Annotated in this window: 19 protein-coding genes; 13 read left to right on the top strand and 6 right to left on the bottom strand. The window is 70.2% G+C overall.

The annotated features are described in order from the left end of the window. Positions 1–43: 43 nt before the first annotated feature. The gene (gene galU, locus AB0P08_RS12145) at positions 44–931 is read right to left on the bottom strand and encodes a UTP--glucose-1-phosphate uridylyltransferase GalU (protein ID WP_363590016.1); all 888 of its coding nucleotides are present in this window, start codon (positions 929–931) and stop codon (positions 44–46) included. A gap of 40 nt (positions 932–971) precedes the next feature. On the opposite strand from galU, the gene AB0P08_RS12140 reads away from it, so the two are divergent. From AB0P08_RS12140 to mscL, 3 genes are read left to right on the top strand one after another with little or no spacing between them, the layout of a single operon-like run. Next, positions 972–1,568, top strand: coding sequence for a 5-formyltetrahydrofolate cyclo-ligase (locus tag AB0P08_RS12140; protein ID WP_187662044.1), 597 nt, complete (start codon positions 972–974; stop codon positions 1,566–1,568). A gap of 15 nt (positions 1,569–1,583) precedes the next feature. Further along, positions 1,584–1,856, top strand: coding sequence for an FmdB family zinc ribbon protein (locus AB0P08_RS12135; RefSeq protein WP_025105556.1), 273 nt, complete (start codon positions 1,584–1,586; stop codon positions 1,854–1,856). A gap of 24 nt (positions 1,857–1,880) precedes the next feature. Beyond that, on the top strand, positions 1,881–2,312 hold the full coding sequence (mscL, locus tag AB0P08_RS12130) for a large conductance mechanosensitive channel protein MscL (RefSeq protein WP_363590015.1): 432 nt from the start codon (positions 1,881–1,883) through the stop codon (positions 2,310–2,312). 70 nt (positions 2,313–2,382) lie between these two features. Here mscL and AB0P08_RS12125 read toward each other — a convergent pair whose 3' ends face one another. Together AB0P08_RS12125 and AB0P08_RS12120 are read right to left on the bottom strand one after the other, a co-directional pair. Then, on the bottom strand, positions 2,383–2,580 hold the full coding sequence (locus tag AB0P08_RS12125; RefSeq protein ID WP_363590014.1) for a hypothetical protein: 198 nt from the start codon (positions 2,578–2,580) through the stop codon (positions 2,383–2,385). Continuing rightward, positions 2,573–6,253, bottom strand: coding sequence for an AAA family ATPase (locus tag AB0P08_RS12120; protein ID WP_363590013.1), 3,681 nt, complete (start codon positions 6,251–6,253; stop codon positions 2,573–2,575). Before AB0P08_RS12120 ends, AB0P08_RS12125 begins: the two co-directional genes overlap by 8 nt. Before the next feature lie 227 nt (positions 6,254–6,480). On the opposite strand from AB0P08_RS12120, the gene AB0P08_RS12115 reads away from it, so the two are divergent. Further along, positions 6,481–6,993, top strand: coding sequence for a methylated-DNA--[protein]-cysteine S-methyltransferase (locus tag AB0P08_RS12115; protein ID WP_187662048.1), 513 nt, complete (start codon positions 6,481–6,483; stop codon positions 6,991–6,993). 66 nt (positions 6,994–7,059) lie between these two features. Here AB0P08_RS12115 and AB0P08_RS12110 read toward each other — a convergent pair whose 3' ends face one another. Both AB0P08_RS12110 and AB0P08_RS12105 read right to left on the bottom strand, forming a co-directional pair. Then, positions 7,060–8,697 carry a monocarboxylic acid transporter gene (locus tag AB0P08_RS12110; protein WP_363590012.1) on the bottom strand — a complete coding sequence of 546 codons (1,638 nt, stop codon included), beginning with the start codon at positions 8,695–8,697 and terminating at the stop codon, positions 7,060–7,062. Next, entirely contained in the window at positions 8,694–9,041 is a 348-nt protein-coding gene (locus AB0P08_RS12105; RefSeq protein WP_363590011.1) for a DUF485 domain-containing protein, read from the bottom strand. Before AB0P08_RS12105 ends, AB0P08_RS12110 begins: the two co-directional genes overlap by 4 nt. Positions 9,042–9,150: 109 nt before the next feature. Between AB0P08_RS12105 and AB0P08_RS12100 the strand changes: the two genes are divergently transcribed. Beyond that, entirely contained in the window at positions 9,151–10,011 is an 861-nt protein-coding gene (locus AB0P08_RS12100) for a LuxR C-terminal-related transcriptional regulator (protein WP_315637896.1), read from the top strand. Positions 10,012–10,100: 89 nt separating this feature from the next. After that, positions 10,101–10,463, top strand: a complete 363-nt coding sequence (locus AB0P08_RS12095; RefSeq protein WP_268776767.1) for a histone-like nucleoid-structuring protein Lsr2 — start codon at positions 10,101–10,103, stop codon at positions 10,461–10,463. A 17-nt stretch (positions 10,464–10,480) separates the two neighbouring features. Here AB0P08_RS12095 and AB0P08_RS12090 read toward each other — a convergent pair whose 3' ends face one another. Next, complete coding sequence (locus AB0P08_RS12090; RefSeq protein ID WP_187662052.1) at positions 10,481–11,113, bottom strand: MarR family winged helix-turn-helix transcriptional regulator; 633 nt, start codon at positions 11,111–11,113, stop codon at positions 10,481–10,483. Positions 11,114–11,188: 75 nt separating this feature from the next. Between AB0P08_RS12090 and idi the strand changes: the two genes are divergently transcribed. Genes idi through AB0P08_RS12055 form a run of 7 tightly spaced genes read left to right on the top strand, consistent with a single transcriptional unit; the run spans position 11,189 to position 16,856 of the window. Continuing rightward, a complete protein-coding gene (gene idi, locus AB0P08_RS12085; protein WP_187662053.1) occupies positions 11,189–11,710 on the top strand; it encodes an isopentenyl-diphosphate Delta-isomerase in 522 nt (173 codons plus the stop codon). A 12-nt stretch (positions 11,711–11,722) separates the two neighbouring features. After that, positions 11,723–12,796 (top strand): polyprenyl synthetase family protein, encoded by a 1,074-nt coding sequence (locus tag AB0P08_RS12080; RefSeq protein WP_268776766.1) that lies wholly within the window; start codon positions 11,723–11,725, stop codon positions 12,794–12,796. Next, on the top strand, positions 12,793–13,701 hold the full coding sequence (locus AB0P08_RS12075; protein WP_187662055.1) for a phytoene/squalene synthase family protein: 909 nt from the start codon (positions 12,793–12,795) through the stop codon (positions 13,699–13,701). Before AB0P08_RS12080 ends, AB0P08_RS12075 begins: the two co-directional genes overlap by 4 nt. Then, positions 13,698–15,290 (top strand): phytoene desaturase family protein, encoded by a 1,593-nt coding sequence (gene crtI / locus AB0P08_RS12070; protein ID WP_363590010.1) that lies wholly within the window; start codon positions 13,698–13,700, stop codon positions 15,288–15,290. The genes AB0P08_RS12075 and crtI overlap by 4 nt, the downstream gene beginning before the upstream one ends. Further along, positions 15,290–15,634 (top strand): lycopene cyclase domain-containing protein, encoded by a 345-nt coding sequence (locus AB0P08_RS12065; protein ID WP_232089249.1) that lies wholly within the window; start codon positions 15,290–15,292, stop codon positions 15,632–15,634. Before crtI ends, AB0P08_RS12065 begins: the two co-directional genes overlap by 1 nt. Continuing rightward, positions 15,631–15,969 carry a lycopene cyclase domain-containing protein gene (locus AB0P08_RS12060; protein WP_187662057.1) on the top strand — a complete coding sequence of 113 codons (339 nt, stop codon included), beginning with the start codon at positions 15,631–15,633 and terminating at the stop codon, positions 15,967–15,969. Before AB0P08_RS12065 ends, AB0P08_RS12060 begins: the two co-directional genes overlap by 4 nt. Then, a complete protein-coding gene (locus AB0P08_RS12055; RefSeq protein ID WP_363590009.1) occupies positions 15,966–16,856 on the top strand; it encodes a prenyltransferase in 891 nt (296 codons plus the stop codon). The genes AB0P08_RS12060 and AB0P08_RS12055 overlap by 4 nt, the downstream gene beginning before the upstream one ends. The last annotated feature ends 23 nt before the right edge of the window (positions 16,857–16,879 follow it).

Below are 16,879 nucleotides of genomic sequence, written 5' to 3'. Positions count from 1 at the left end.
CCGTCGACAGCTCCACGCCGCACCTCCGACGACCGCGAGGCGCCTAGAGGCGCTCCGCGAAGTCCTTGAGCCAGGGGCGGAGCTCGGAGCCCAGGTCGTCACGGTCGGCCGCGAGCTGCACGATCGCCTTGATGTAGTCCACGCGGTCACCGGTGTCGTAGCGGCGGCCTCCGAAGACGACGCCGACCACGCCGGGTCCGCCGTCCGCCGTCGCCAGCTCCTGGAGCGCGTCGGTGAGCTGGATCTCGCCGCCCTTTCCGGGTTCGGTGCGCTCGAGGATCTCGAAGACCGACGCCGGGAGCACGTAGCGACCGATGATCGCGAGGTTGGAGGGGGCGTCCTCCTTGGCAGGCTTCTCGACGAGGCCCGTGACACGAACGGCGTCCGAGCCCTCGATCGCCTCGACGGCGGCGGCGCCGTACATGTGGATGTTGTCCGGGTCGACCTCCATGAGGGCGATGACGGCGGCACCCGTGCGCCCGTGCTCCGCGATCATCTCCGTGAGCAGCGGGTCGCGCTCGTCGATGAGGTCGTCACCGAGCAGCACCGCGAACGAGCTGTCGCCGACGTGCGTCCGAGCGCGGAGCACGGCGTGGCCGAGACCCTTGGGCTCGCCCTGGCGGACGAAGTGGATGTCGGCGAGGTCGCTCGACTTCATCACGCGCTCCAGGCGACCGGTGTCGCCCTTCTCCATGAGCTTCACCTCGAGTTCCGGCACGGAGTCGAAGTGGTTGGAGATGGCGTTCTTGTTGCGCCCGATGATCACGAGGATGTCCTCGATCCCGGCGTTCGCCGCCTCCTCGACGACGTACTGGATCGCCGGCTTGTCGACGACGGGGAGCATCTCCTTCGGCATCGCCTTCGTCGCGGGCAGGAATCGTGTCCCCAGCCCGGCAGCGGGAATGACAGCCTTGATCTTCTCGTGAGCCATTCCCACAGCCTACCGGTGGGGGCCGCCCTAGACTCGGACCATGGCTAACGACGTCGAGCACGCCAAGCGAGCCCTCCGCGCGGAGCTGCGCGAGCGGCGTCAGCTGCTGTCCGATCCGCAGCGCGAGGCCGCTGCCGAGGCGATCGGCGAACGCCTCGATGCCCTCGTCGACGAGCTCGGGGCCCGCTCCGTCTCCTGTTTCCTCTCCACCACCACGGAGCCGGGCACCAGGGAGTTCGTGACTCGCGCGGTCCGCCGCGGGATCCGGGTCCTCCTCCCGGTCACCCGCTCCGACGGACTGCTGGACTGGGCCGTCGCCGACGACACCGAGGAGATCGCGGAGGGCCTGTACGGGCTGCCGGAGCCCACCGGCGAGGTGCTCGGTCCGATCGCGGTGAACGACGTCGACCTGATGATCGTCCCCGCCGCCGCCGTCGACCGCTCGGGGATGCGGATGGGCTGGGGCCGCGGCTACTTCGACAAGACCATCGGCTCCATGGAGAAATGCCCTCCGGTGTACGCGGTGATCTATGATTCCGAGGTACTCGACGAACTGCCGCGCGAGGTGCACGACCAGCCGGTCGACGGCATCGTGACCCCGTCGCAGACGCTGCATCTGTCGCCCCGGCGACGCTGACCCGCAAGGACCGCCATGCCCACCTACGCCTATGCCTGCACCGCGTGCGGGCACCAGTTCGACGCCGTCCAGAGCTTCTCCGACGACGCGCTCACGGTCTGCCCCGAATGCGGCGGCGCCCTGCGCAAGCAGTACGGCTCGATCGGTGTGACCTTCAACGGCTCCGGCTTCTATCGCACGGACTCGCGCGCCAAATCCGGGGGTTCGAAGGATGCTTCGGCATCATCGAAGTCGGATTCGACGACGAGCGCCAAACCGGCTGCTGCGTCGACTCCCGCCTCGAACTGAGGCCCAGTCGACTTGGGGGTTTCCATGCTCAAAGGATTCAAGGACTTCCTGCTCCGCGGGAACGTCGTCGACCTGGCCGTCGCGGTCGTCATCGGCACCGCCTTCACGGCCGTCGTGACGGCCGTGGTGAACAGCGTCATCAACCCGCTCATCGCGCTCTTCCTCAAGGCCGATGCCGCCGGCAAGTTCGGCATCCCTGTCACCAACATCTACGGTGAAGAGGTCGTCTTCCCGATCGGCGACCTCATCTCGGCGCTCATCAGCTTCCTCGCCGTCGCCGCAGTGGTCTACTTCGTGTTCGTCCTCCCGATGAACACGTTCAAGGCGCACGTCGAGGCGCGCAAGGGCACGCCGGCCGAGGAGCCGGAGGAGGAGCCGGCCGCCGCGACCGAGGCGGAGCTGCTCGTCGAGATCCGCGATCTGCTCAAGACCCAGCAGGGCCCGCGCGGCGTCTGATCGCACCGCCCTCACGACCCACGGCTCTCCTCGGAGGGCCGTGGGTCTCTCTCGTTCCGGCCCGGACGCGTCAGTAATGCGGGGGCACATCGCGGAGGAGCTGGTCGTCGTTGGGACCCTTCCGGTCGCCGGGCGCCGACCGCTGCGGCGCGCCGCCCTCCGGGACCTCCGGTGCCGGATCGCTGCCATCGACCGGCGTCAGCCGCGCCCGCCGGGAGCCCGGCACCCGAACGACCCGTTGACGCGGCTCGTCCCGGTCGTCAGTCATTCCGGTGATCGCCGAGATCGAGAGGCTGCGTGTCGTTCTCCGCGCGCGGGGCCGTCTCGGAGATGCCGAGGACGGTCGCGATCCGGGACGCCACGGTGCGCGGGTCGCTGTAGAGGTCGAACGCGTGCACCCGGACGTAGTGCCAGCCGAGGCGACGGAGCACATGAGGGCGCAGCCGCAGCGTCTCGCGCAGGGATTCTCCCCGGGACTCCGGATCAGACTCGATCACGACCGCCTTGCCGTTGTGCTGCGCCACGAGCGGCAGGAGTCCCCGATAGTCGACGTCGACCGATGCCCCGAGACGCCGGAGCTCCCTGGCCAGTGCGAGGGTGAGCGGGTCGGCCAGGTCCTCCAGTCGCGCGTCGCGGGCACGGGCCGCGAGACCGCCGAGGATCGACATGAGCGTGGCCGCGCCGTGCTCAAGGCGCCCGTCGTCGAAGGCCGAGGGGCGGATGGACGAGACGATGACCATCGAGCGCCGCGCCCGGGTCATCCCGACGGTCAGCAGTCGCTCGCCGTCCGGCGTCGACAGATCGCCGAAGTCGCTCAGGACGCGGCCGTGCTTCGTGAGCCCGAAGCCGAGGGAGAAGATGACGCGGTCGCGGCTCTCCGCGACGGACTCCTCGAGCGTCAGCACCGCGAACGGCTCCGCGGTGTCGCGGGCGACGAAGTCGGCGACGTCGGAGCGTCCCGCGAAGGCGGCGGTCACGGCGGCGCGCACGCGCTCGGCATGGCGGGTGCTGGCGGTGACGACCATGAGCGATTCGGTCGGGCGATGCACCGCATGCTCGACGACGAGGGTGACGACGCGGGCGACCTCGGCGTCCGGGCTCTCGACGGCGCCCGAGACGGGGTCGGGCGCGCCGGTACCGCCTTCGACGTAGTCGACGGTGAGGCTGCCACGCCCCAGGTACGAACCGGCCCACGGGAGGGAGACGATCTCTCCGCCGTAGAACGCGTCGTTGATGAGCTCCGCGAGATCCTCGCCGCCGGCCCGGTAGCTACGGGTCAGGGTCATCACCGGGAACAGCTCGGACAGGCGCTCGAAGACCGAGACGTCATCGAACGGAACCTCCTCCTCCCACTCCTCGGCGGGGTCGACCGCGATGCGGAAGGGAGAGGGACGCTGCGTGACCGGATCGCCGAACGCCACGACCTGACGGGCGCGGCGGATGGCCGGAGCCGCCTCGGCGAGGTTGATGGCCGCGGCGTCGACGAGGAGCACGGTGTCGAACTCCACCGCATCCGGGATCTCCGGCACCAGGTAGGGCGACGAGATCCAGACCGGAGCCAGCACGTCGACGAGGGTCGGCGCGGCGCTGACGACCTCCGCGGCGGTCGTCGCGGACTGGGTCAGGGCGCGGCGGAGGTTCTGCGACTGCTCGGGCTCGTCGACGATGGCGATGCGCCACTGGTTCGCGAGCTGCCACGCGAGCAGCGGCCCTGCCATGGCCGCATGGGCCTCGTCCACCAGCCGGAAATCGCGCTCGAGGCGGTCGACCACGGCGGTGTTCGCGCCGAGCAGGGCCCGGTTGTCCTGCAGTGCGCGCTCCAGGAGGGACTGCCACCAGGCGTACTCGAGCTCCTCCCCCACCCGCGCCTCGGAGACGTGCCGCACCGAGAGCTCGGTCAGCAGCGGCTCCAGGCCGAGGAGAGCGAGCTCGTCGCGCAGCTGGGCACGCTCGACGAGGTTCTCGAAGACGTCCGACTTCGCGGCGAGGCCGGCGAGCATGCGCACGAGCCGTGCGACCGGCAGGGACGAGAGGGGCTCGCGGCGGCCGAGGGCGGCATCGAGCTCCGCCAACTCCGCTTCGACCCGCTGCCATGCGGCGGACACATCGGCCAGACCGAGCGGGATCTCCGGAGCGACGCCCGCCTCCACGTACCGCTGCCACTGGGTGCGCTGGGTCTGGATGCGCAGCAGCGCCTCGTGCATCTCCGTCACGTGCACGCCCGGGCGGACGTATTCCTTGGCCAGGCGACGAAGCCGACGACGATTGGCCCCCGACATCCCTGGCGCGTCGCGTCGCGAACCGTGGGCCTGGATGAGCTCCCCGAGCGGCCGCTCGAACACGGTGGGGCTGAAGCGGTCGAGCGTGTCGCGGATGCCCTCCAGCAGCCCGAGGTACTCGCCGAGTTCGTCGATCGTCGAGAAGGGCCGCATGTGCGTCTGCGCGATGAGCTCGTACCCGCGCTCGAGCAGGGCGGGCACGCTGTCGGCGTGCAGGCGTCCGGCGAGCTCGTGCGCGGCGCGGGCCGCCTCGGTGCTGCCGAAGGTGACGCCGTACCAGGGCGAGTCGTTCGGCCCGACGCGGAACTCTCCGAGGCGCGCGGCCTGCGCCAGCGCCGCGGCCGCGTCCGTGCGGTCCCTCGCCAGCCTGCGCAGCGCATCCACGCTCAACCGCGCTGTCGTCGACGGGGGGACGGGAAGCGAGGCGAGCCGGGTGAGGTGTCGGGTCGCATCCAGCACGGAGGCGTCGAGACCGGGGACGGGGACGGTCAGCGCGTCGCGGTAGTCGCGCAGCACCGTGCGCAGCCGCACCAGCGCGTCGTCGACCTCGCTGACCTTCGGAGCCGTCGCCTTCTCGTTGCGTCCGATCGCGCGGACGAGATCGCGGCGCAGGCTCCCCGGCGACACCGCGAGGCTGTCCAGCCCGATACCGGCGAGGCGATGACGAACACCGTCGAGCGTGGACCGCCGGGCCGAGACGACGAGGACCTTCTTCCCGGCGCGGACGAGCTCCCCGAGCGCGTTGATGACGGTCTGCGTCCCTCCGGTGCCCGGAAGGGTCGCCACGGTGAGGGAGTGCCCGGCGGCGATGCGGGCCAGCACGGCCTCCTGCTCCGCATCCGCATCGAGCAGCAGGTTGTCCGACGCGGGCGCACGGTCGTCGGGCCCGACGTGGTGCGGGACGGCGCGGGGTGCCGTGACCTGCTCACGATCGCCGACGTGGCCGCCGAGCGCGTTGAGGACGGGATGGTCGAGGCTGCCGCCGTCCTGGGCCATGGCGCCGGCGACGTCGGCGAAGGCGGAGACGACGAGTCGCGGTTCGACGGAGAACGTCTCGATGGATCGGGTCAGCGCGCGCAGGCTGTCGATCACGGGCTGGGGCTTGAAGATGCCGCCGTCGTACGCGAGTGCGGCGAGCGCCGACGCATCGAGGGTCAGCCCGAAGTGCTCGCGGGCGACCCGCACGAGCTCCGGGTTCACCTCGAACGCCCCCTGCAGCTTGAGCTCGAAATCGGTGTGATGGCGGCGGATCGCGAGCGGCCGCAGCAGGACGGGGGCGGCGAAGGTCGCCCCGCCGATGCGCCACCGTGCGACGCCGACGGCGAGGTGGACCGCTTCGATGCCGCGGACGGTGCGCAGTTCGGTGTTCTTGGCCGTGATGCGCTCGGCGGCGAGCCGCGCGGTGCGCAGACCCACCTCATCGCGGAAGAGGTTGGACAGGAGCGTCGACTTGCCGGTGATGAACTGCGGGAGGCTGCCGGGGTGCGCCTTGGAGATGTCGATGCCCGACTCCGGGCCGTCGCGGAAGCTGCTCAACGGCGAGGGTCCACCCAGATCAGCCGCCTCCGCCCGCAGCCGCGTGCGCTCCGCCTCCGCGGCGTGCGCGATGCCGACGCCGGTGGACGAGTCGCGCAGGTCGCCGAGGGACACAGCGTTGTCCACCGCCGTGTTGTTCGCAGACCTGCTTTCCCGTCGCCACACACTGACACCCTAGGCGCGACACCGCCGGAGATCGGTATCCCCGGCGGGTTTCCGGTGAAAAACCGCCGGTGCGGCACTCGCTCGGACTACTCCTGCCCGCATGGTCGTGCGCTCTCGTTGTCCACGGAACGCGCGACGGACCCGGCGACCGGTTCTCCGCTGTCGACCCGGACGGTCAGGATGGGGACATGACCTTCCGCTACGACTTCGCTCCGACGCCCTTCGGCGACGCCCTCGCGGTCTTCTCCGACGACGGCATCGTGCGCTTCGACCTGTCCGAGTCCGCGGATCCGCAGGTGCCGTGGCTGCTGGAGGGCGTGTCTCGGCAGCTCGGCGCCGTCCCGGAGCCCGTGCCCGGAGCTGCCGACGAGCTCGTCCCGCTCCTGGAGGCGTACTTCGACGGAGAGCCCGTGCGCTTCGACGAGCATGTCGCTCTCGACTGGCGCCTCGTGGACGGCTTCCACCGGGCGGCGCTGCGCACCGTCTGCGAGATCCCGTGGGGACAGACACTGAGCTACGGGGAGGTCGCGGTCCTCGCCGGCCACCCCGGAGCGGCCAGGGCCGTCGGCACCGCCTGTCGGCTCACACCGTTCTCCCTCATCGTGCCCGTGCACCGGGTGGTGCGGTCCGACGGCTCCGCAGGGCACTACGGCGGTCACCCGGAACGGAAGAGGTTCCTGCTGGACCTCGAGTCCCGGTGAGTCCCCCGCTCCTCGGGTGCGGGCCCGGCGAGTAGGCCGCCGGGCCCGCACCCGAGGGGTGACGCGTCAGTGATCGACGGCCTTCTCCGCCCCGAAGCCGGTGAGAGAGCGCACCTCCATCTCGGCCGCGAGCTGGGGCGACTCCCGCCGGGTGCTGGTGATCGTCCCGAGCCAGCCGAGCGCGAACCCGAGCGGGATCGAGACGATGCCCGGGTTGTTCAGCGGCCAGATCGCGATGTCGATGCCGGGGATCATCGAGGTGGGCGTGCCGGAGAACACGGGCGACAGGATGATGAGGATGATCGCCGAGCCGAGCCCGCCGTACATGCTCCACACCGCACCGCGCGTCGTGAACCGGCGCCAGAACAGCGAGTAGAGGATCGTCGGCAGGTTGGCGGACGCCGCCACGGCGAACGCGAGGGCCACGAGGAAGGCGATGTTCTGCCCCTGCGCCCCGATGCCGCCGACGATCGCGAGGATGCCGATGACGATCACCGTCCGACGGGCGACCCGCACCTCGCCGTTGGGATCGGGCTCGACGGGCTTCCCCTCCGCGTCCTTGCGTCCCTTCTGGATGACGTTCGCGTAGATGTCGTGGGCGAACGACGCCGCCGCGGTGATCGTGAGTCCCGCGACGACGGCGAGGATCGTGGCGAACGCCACCGCGGAGATGAACCCGAGGAGCACCGGACCGCCGAGCTTGAGCGCCAGCAGCGGAGCCGCGGAGTTCACGCCCCCGGGTGCCGCCGCGATCACGTCGGCGCCGACGAGCGCGCCGGCGCCGTAGCCGAGCACGAGCGTCAGCAGGTAGAAGCCGCCGATCAGCCAGATCGCCCACACCACCGAACGCCGCGCCTCCTTGGCCGTCGGCACGGTGTAGAAGCGCATCAGCACGTGCGGCAGGCCCGCGGTGCCGAGCACCAGGGCCATCCCCAGCGAGAGGAAGTCCCACGGGTTCGCGCCGTACTGCAGGCCGGGCGCCAGCACCGCCTCCCCCTTGTCGGAGTTCGCCACGGCGGCCTCCAGCAGGGTGTTCAGGCTGAAGCCGTTGATCGCGAGGACCCCGATGGTCATCGCGAGGGCGCCGCCGATGAGTAGCACCGCCTTGACGATCTGCACCCAGGTGGTGCCCTTCATACCGCCGATCAGCACGTAGACGATCATGAGGATGCCGACGACGGCGATGACGACCGACTGCCCGACCCTCCCGTCGATCCCCAGGAGCAGCGACACGAGACCGCCTGCCCCGGCCATCTGCGCGAGGAGGTAGAAGAAGCACACCGCGAGCGTGGTGATCGCCGCCGCCATCCGCACCGGCCGTTGCTGCAACCGGAACGAGAGCACATCCGCCATCGTGAACTTGCCCGTGTTGCGCATGAGTTCGGCCACCAGCAGCAGGGCGACCAGCCAGGCGACGAGGAAGCCGATGGAGTACAGGAATCCGTCGTAGCCGTTGATCGCGATGGCACCGCAGATGCCCAGGAAGGATGCGGCTGACAGATAGTCGCCCGCGATCGCGAATCCGTTCTGAGGTCCGGTGAAGGACCTCCCCGCCGCGTAATAATCGGCGGCGGTCTTGTTGTTCCTGCTGGCGCGGATGACGATGAACAATGTCACCGCGACGAAGGCCAGGAAGATCGAGATGTTGAACACCGGGTTGATGTCGAGCGCGACATCCTCGGTGGCCGTGCGGATGATGCTCATGCGTCGGCCTGCGCCTTCTCGAGTTCTTCACGGATCTCCGACGCCAACGGATCGAGCTTCCTGTTGGCGAACGCGACATATGCCATCGTGATGGCGAACGTCGTCACGAACTGCCCGAGCCCGAAAAGCAGCCCGACGGTGATATCCCCCCATACGCGCTGCGCCATGAAATCGCGGGCGAATGCGGCCAGCAGCACGTAGACGAAATACCACACCAGGAAGAACACGGCGAGGGGGAAGATGAATGACCGCTGCGTCCGTTTCAACCGCAGGAATCGAGGGGATTGCTCGACGGCGACGTAATCGATCGCACCGTTCTGAGGGGTCGGAACCTGTTCGCTCATGGGGCCTCCTTGCCACATGTCCGCTGCACGCGCGGCCGTCGCCGCCCGAGTGGTAGGGTCGACGCTACGAAACGGGGAACACCGCCGTCACCCCCGAAAGTAGGTATTCGTGAGCTCTCCGATCACCGTCGAACCCGAGGCGGAGCTCGTCGCCAACGCGGTGCGCGAGCTGGCGCGGCGCACGCGCTTCCCGGTGGCGTTCGGTGGGCTGATCGAAGAGGGCGTCGTGAGCGTCACGAGCATCGTCGGGGCCCGCACACGCGCTCTCGACGGTCTCCGCGTACGCCCCGAGCGCGGTCTCGGTGGGCGGGCCATGATGGAGCTGCGTCCGCGGATGACCAGCGACTACGGCTCCTCCCGCCAGATCACCCATGACTACGACGTCTTCGTCCTCGGCGAAGGCCTGCGGACCCTGCTCGCCCTGCCGATCGTCGTCCAGGGCCGCCCTCGCGGCGTGCTCTATGCCGGCGCGTGGGCGGAGGAGAGGATCGGCGGCGTGACCACGGCCCCGGCCATGCAGGTCGCCCAGTCCGTCGCTGACGAGCTGCGCATCCGCGACGAGGTGCAGCGGCGCCTCCGCGCCGCATCGCCGACACCCGCCGCGGTCGCGCCGGCACAGCGCGAGGAGCTGCGGGAGAGCTTCGCCGAGCTCCGCAGCATCGCCGCGACCGTCGACGACGCCGGCATCCGCGCGCGGCTGGCGCAGGTGGAACGCCGACTGCTGACCCTCGCCGGAGACGACCTGCCGACGACCACGACCGGCCCGGTCCCCGTCGTCCACCTCTCCCCGCGCGAGACGGATGTCCTGGCCTGCGCCGCCCTGGGATCGACGAATGCGGAGATCGCCGCGCACCTCGGTCTGCGGGAAGGGACTGTCAAGGCCTATCTCGGCACCGCGATGTCGAAATTGGATGCGTCGACGCGGCATGCCGCCGTGACCAAAGCGCGTCGCGCCGGCCTTCTCCCCTGAATCGACATTCTCGGCGGCTGCGTCATTGTTCGCCATGACGAAACGGCCTTTGTTGTGCGCATTCCCGCACCCGCGATAAAGTCGGCCCCATGGCGAGACGAATTGTGCACCAGCTGGTCGACGACATCGACGGCACCGTCCTGGAGGTCGGGGAAGGCGAGACCGTGCATTTCTCGCTGAACGGCACCTCCTACGAGATCGATCTGAATTCCGCGCACGCCGAGGAATTGCGACAGGCACTCGAGCCCTACATCACAGCCGGGCGTCGGGCCGGATCGGGAGCGGCGTCCGGCGGAGGACGGTCCTCGTCCTCGTCCTCGTCGCGGAAGCGGCCCTCACGCAACCCGGAGGTCGCCGCGATCCGCGCCTGGGCGAAGGAGAACGGCTACACGCTCTCGGAGCGGGGTCGCGTACCGGCTCCCATCCTCGAGGCCTACCGCGCCGCGCATTGATCCGGTCCCGCCCCACCTCACGGTCGGGCGGGATCTTCTTTCGCACCCTCGAGCGCCCACGCCTCATCGCGGAGGGTGATCTCCTCCGTCATGTCCAGGAGGAAGCGGATCACGACCTCCCGCTCCGCAGCCGACAGTCGCGCCGCCGCGTAGAAGCGCTTGGCCTGCTGCCGCCCGACCGTCTCCATCGCGGCGTGCCTGGTCTCGGGGGTGATGGTGATCGCGAGGGCTCGTCGGTCGGTGGGATGCGGCGAGCGCCGGATGTGCCCACCCTTCTCCAGCCGGTCGAGCAGCTTCGTCGTCGCGGCGGTGGAGACCCCGAGATGGTGGGCGATCCCGCTGGGCGTCGCCACGACCGTTCGGTTGTCGCACACGATCAGGTAGTGCAGCGCGCGCATGTCGGTCTCGTTCAACTGCATGTAGCGCCGGGACGCCTGCGAGAGACGCTGCTCGGCCTCGCGCAGCCCGCCGAGCGCCTCCATGAGGCGTCCGATCTGACGCAGATCCTCCGGGGCGACGCCCGAGCGATCGACGAGCGTACTGCGCGGGTCGCTGGCGTCGACGTCGTAGATGGACCCCTGAGCGAGTTCGTCCCGCTCCGCCGCCGCCGTCGCGTGGGCGACCGGGGTGGTGCGGGGCTCGGAGGGCATGCGATCATGTTACACACGAACAGCTTCATGCTAAGTTGATATTTCGCCAGGTTAGCTAAACGACGAGAGGACGCCATGGACAACGTCACACTCCTCGCCGAAGACGGGACTGCCGTCGGCATCCTGCCCAAGAGCGAAGTCCACACGACCGACACTCCTCTCCACCTCGCCTTCTCCTGCTATGTGCAGGATCGAGAGGGACGCCTCCTCGTCACGCGTCGCGCGCTCGGCAAGCGCACCTGGCCCGGGGTCTGGACCAACAGCTTCTGCGGGCACCCGCAGCCCGGCGAGGACATGGCCGATGCGGTGCGACGGCGCGGCTCCGACGAACTGGGGATCCAGGTGACCGAGATCCGCCTCGCTCTCCCCGACTACCGCTACCGCGCCGTGGACGCGAGTGGCATCGTGGAGAACGAGATCTGCCCGGTGCACGTCGCGGTGGTCGACGAGCAGCCCTCGGCGAACCCGGACGAGGTGGCGGAGTGGGAGTGGGTCGATGTCGATGACCTGCTCGCCGCGGTCATCCGCACCCCGTTCGCCTTCAGCCCCTGGCTCGCCGAGCAGCTCCCTCTCCTCCGTCGACACGGGGAGGTCTGAGCCATGGCGGTCATGGTGACAGAAGAAGACCTCGGCACCAGGATCGAGGCGGTGCTGCGACGACGGTTCGCCGAGCGCACTGCCGCCGCCGAGCACTACGGGGCGGAGTTCGCCGCCCTGTGGCACACGGCCGCCGAGCACGCCCTCGGCGGGAAGCTCCTGCGCCCGCGCATGCTCATGGACCTGCTGTCCGCACTCGCCACGACCCCCCTCACGGAGAAGGACACGGCGCGGGCGATCGACGTGGCCGCTCATGTCGAGCTGCTGCATTTCGCGTTCCTCCTGCACGACGACGTCATCGACGGCGACCTCACCCGCCGCCGCCGTCCCAATCTCATCGGCTCCCTGGTCTCCCGTCGCCCCGACGAGGCCGGCGATACGGCGCTGCACTGGGGCCGCTCGAGCGCCATCCTCCTCGGAGACCTCCTGCTCTCCACCGCCGTGCTCGGCTTCGCCCGTGCCGACGTCCCCGCGCCGCGACGAGAGCGGCTCCTCGCTCTCCTCGAGACGACCGTGTTCGAGACCGTCGCCGGGGAGCACTCCGACGTCGCCCTCAGCGACGGCATCATCGCGGCCGACCTCCGCACCATCCTCGCCACCAGCGCGTCGAAGACCGCCGCCTACTCGTTCGTCCTCCCGCTCCGCGCGGCGGCTATCCTGTCCGGCGCTCCGACCGCCGCCGAGGAGCAGCTGACCGAGATCGGCGGCCACCTCGGTCTCGCCTACCAGCTGCAGGACGATCTGCTGTCGGTGTTCGGGGACCCGGACGCTCACGGCAAGGACCCCTATTCCGATCTCCGCGAGGGCAAGGAGACCGCGATCATCGCGTACGCCCGGATGACCAGCCACTGGCCCGGCATCGAATTGCGGTTCGGCGAGAACGACCTCAGCATCGACGACGCGGCGGAGATGCGCGACCGCCTCCGCGAGTGCGGCGCGGAGGGATTCGTCCGAGGACTCGTGGAGGAGCAGCTCGCGGCCGTGTCGACGGTCCTGGCGGAAGCCGAGGAGGCGGGCACGCTCTCGGCCGACGCCGGACGCATCATCCTCGCTCTGGCCGACCGGATCGAGGGCCGCAGCCGATGACCGCGACCCCTTCCGAGCCCCGCGACGACGCGGCGCTGCGACGCTTCAGCCGGACTGCCGAGATCGCGACATCCGACGTCATCCGCACCTACTCGACGTCGTTCGGACTGGCGACGCGTCTTCTCGGGCGACGCCATCGCCAGCACGTGCGCAACATCTACGCCATGGTGCGCATCGCGGACGAGATCGTCGACGGCGTCGCCGCCGAGGCCGGACTCGATGCCGGTGCACAGGCCGCGGCCCTTGACTCCTACATCACGGAGACCCATCGCTCCATGCGGACCGGCTACAGCAGCGATCTCATCCTGCATGCGTTCGCGCGAACGGCGCGCGAGTGCGGGATCGGCGAAGACCTCACCCAGCCGTTCTTCGACTCGATGAGGGCCGACATCGCCGGCCCGTCCGGCTTCACTGCCTATGACGCCGACGCACACGCCGCGTACGTCTACGGCTCGGCGGAGGTCGTCGGCCTGATGTGCCTGCGGGTCTTCCTGCGCGACGCCACGCGGACGCCGGCGGAGCTCGACATCCTCGACCGCGGAGCGCGTCGGCTGGGCGCCGCGTTCCAGAACGTGAACTTCCTCCGTGACCTCGCCGACGACACCGACCGCCTGCAGCGCGGCTACCTCGGCGGCACGGAACCTCTCACCGACGCCGACCGCGACACCTGGGTCGACACCGTCCACCGTCAGCTCGCCGACGCGAGAGCCGCGATCCCGCTGCTCCCGAAGGACGCCCGTGCCGCTGTCCGGAGCGCCCTCGCCCTCTTCGCCGCCCTGACGCACCGCGTCGCACGCACGCCGGCTGCGGAGCTGTACCGCCGCCGAGTGCGCGTGCCGGACCCGATCAAGGCGCTGCTCGCTGCGCGCGCCGTCCTCGTCACGGCCCTGGAGCGGGACCGATGAGCCGCGTCGTCGTCATCGGCGCGGGCGTGGCCGGTCTGGCCACGGCTGGGCTGCTCGCGCGCGACGGACATGACGTCGTGGTGCTGGAGAAGAACGACCGCGTCGGCGGACGGGCGGGCACCATCGAGCGCGATGGTTTCCGATTCGACTCCGGCCCGTCGTGGTACCTCATGCCCGAGGTCTTCGACCACTATTTCGCGATGATGGGCACGAGCACCGAGGAGCAGCTCGATCTGACCCTGCTCGACCCGGGGTATCGCGTCTTCCGCTCCCCCGAGTCCGGCGACGACCCCGTGACGGTGCCCGCCGGGCGGGAAGCCGTGTCCGCGCTGTTCGAGTCGATGGAACCGGGCTCCGCCGCGGCACTCGAGACCTATCTCGCCTCCGCCCACGATGCCGGCTCCATGGCGAGGCGGTACTTCCTCTACAATCCGTTCACCCGCACCAGGACGCTCGCCGCTCCCGAGGTGGTGCGCGCGCTGCCGCGACTGTTCTCGCTGCTCGGCACCCGCCTCCAGGCTTTCGCCGCCCGGCGCTTCCGGCACCCGGTGCTGCGGCAGATCCTCGGCTACCCCGCCGTCTTCCTGGGCACCGACCCGCGGACGGCGCCGGCGATGTACCACCTGATGAGCGCGCTCGACCTCGACCAGGGCGTTCTGTATCCGCAGGGCGGCTTCTGGCGTGTCGTCGAGCGGTTGGCGACGCTGGCCCAGGATGCCGGCGCGCGGATCGTCACGGGTGCCGAGGTCACCGGGATCCGCACGCAGGACGCGGACAGTGCGACCCACGTGACCGGTGTCGGCTGGACGGATCGCGACGGCCATCAGCACGTCGAGGACGCGGACATCGTCGTCTCCGGCGCCGACCTCCACCACACCGAGACGGCGCTGCTGCCTCCCACGCTGCAGTCCTACCCCGAGTCCTGGTGGGCGCGGCGCACGAGCGGGCCCGGCGGCGTGCTCGTGATGCTCGGCGTCCGCGGGACCCTGCCCGAGCTCCCCCATCACTCGCTGTTCTTCACCGACGACTGGGATGCGAACTTCGACGCGATCTTCGGTCGCACCCCCGGCGTCCCCACGCCGGCGTCCACCTACGTCTGTCGGCCCAGCGCGACGGACGCGGGGGTCGCGCCGGACGGGCACGAGAACCTCTTCGTCCTGATCCCGGTCCCGGCCGACGTCGAGCTCGGCCACGGCGGGAGCAACGGCGCCGGCTCGCCGAAGGTCGAGAAGGCCGCGGACGCCGCGATCGACATGATCGCAGCGTGGTCGGGGATCCCCGACCTGCGCGAGCGGATCGTGGTCAGGGAGACGGTGGGTCCGGCCGACTTCCGCGACGACTACCACTCGTGGCGGGGCGGGATGCTCGGCCCCGCGCACATCCTCTCGCAGAGCGCCATGTTCCGCGCGCAGAACGCCTCCCGGCGCGTGCGGGGGCTGTACTACGCCGGAGCGACCACCGCGCCCGGCGTCGGCGTGCCGATGTGCCTCATCAGCGCCGAGATCGTGCTCAAGCGCATCCGAGGCGACCACTCGCCCGGCCCGTTGCCGGAGCCGGCCACCCGAACCACCACACCCGAGAAGGCATGATGGGCGCGATCTACCTGACCGCTCTGCTCGTCTCCCTCGGCTGCATGCTGCTGCTCGACTGGCGGTTCCGTCTCTTCTTCTGGCGGGATGCCGTGGCGGCGGCCATCGTCACGATAGTCGGACTCGCCTTCTTCCTCGTCTGGGACGTGGCCGGCATCGCGGCGGGGATCTTCTTCCGCGGCGAGGCGGCGATCGCCACGGGTATCGTCCTGGCTCCGGAGCTCCCCCTGGAGGAGCCGATCTTCCTGATCTTCCTCGTCGTCTGCACGATGGTGCTCTACGGCGGCGCCGTCCGGCTTCTGGATCGCCGTCGGGTCAGCGCGGGGGAGGGAGCGGCGCGATGACCTACCTGCAGCTGTCCGCCGTGTTCCTCGCCGTCGCCGCTCTGGCCGCGGTCGCCCTCTGCGTCGGAGCGCGGCGCACCCCGCACCTCGGCGCCCTCACGCTCACCGCGCTCGCTCTCCTCGTGCTGACCGCCGTGTTCGACACCGTCATGATCGCCACCGGGCTGTTCCACTACGCGCCGACGCAGCTCGCCGGCGTGCACATCGGTCTCGCGCCGCTCGAGGACTTCGCGTATCCGCTGGCCGGGGTGCTGCTGCTCCCCGCGCTGTGGACCGCCCTGCGCGCGCGCCGATCCCGGACGCGCACCGCCGCAGACCGGGAGGAGCACGCATGACGGAGAAGACCTCCCGCGGCGGCATCGGCCACGACATCGCCCAGATCCTCCTCTCGTCCCGGCCGATCAGCTGGATCAACACGGCCTTCCCCTTCGCCGCCGCCTACCTGCTGAGCACCAGGGAGATGGACGCGACCTTCGTGATCGGCACCCTGTACTTCCTGGTGCCGTACAACCTCGCGATGTACGGCATCAACGACGTCTTCGACTACGCCTCCGACCTGGCGAACCCCCGCAAGGGCGGGATCGAGGGCGCGCTGCTGTCCCCGCGCATCCACCGCGCGACGCTGTGGGCGGCGGCCGCCACGAACGTGCCGTTCCTGGTCTACCTCTTCGCCGTCGGCACCCCGGCGTCGTGGCTGTGGCTCGCCGTGAGTGTCTTCGCCGTCCTCGCCTACTCGGCTCCGGTGCTGCGCTTCAAGGAGCGCCCGTTCCTGGACTCCGTGATCTCCAGCACGCACTTCGTCAGCCCCGCCCTCGTCGGCCTCTCCCTCGCCGGAGCGCCCGTCACCACGACCAGCGTCCTCGTGCTCGTCGCGTTCTTCCTCTGGGGCATGGCCGCTCACGCGTTCGGTGCCGTGCAGGACATCGGGCCCGATCGCGAGGGTGGCATCTCCTCCATCGCGACCGTGATCGGCGCGAGGGCGACCGTCCGGCTCTCCCTCGTGCTGTGGGCCGTCGCCGGCGGTGCGATGCTGCTGACCCCGTGGCCGGGACCGCTCGCCGCCGTGCTGGCGCTGCCCTACATCGTCAACGCCGCGCCGTGGTGGAACGTCACCGACGAGACCTCGGCCGGCACGAACCGCGCCTGGCGCCGGTTCATCGCACTCAACTACATCGCCGGCTTCCTCGCCACGATGATCCTCATCCTCGCCTGGGTCTCCTGACCCTTCGCGCCCCGCCCCTCTCC

The organism is Microbacterium meiriae (assembly GCF_040686935.1).
In the GTDB taxonomy this organism is placed as follows: Bacteria; Actinomycetota; Actinomycetes; order Actinomycetales; family Microbacteriaceae; genus Microbacterium; species Microbacterium meiriae.
Note: the sequence above shows the minus strand (reverse complement) of the source record. Positions and strands in the feature narration are given on the sequence as shown.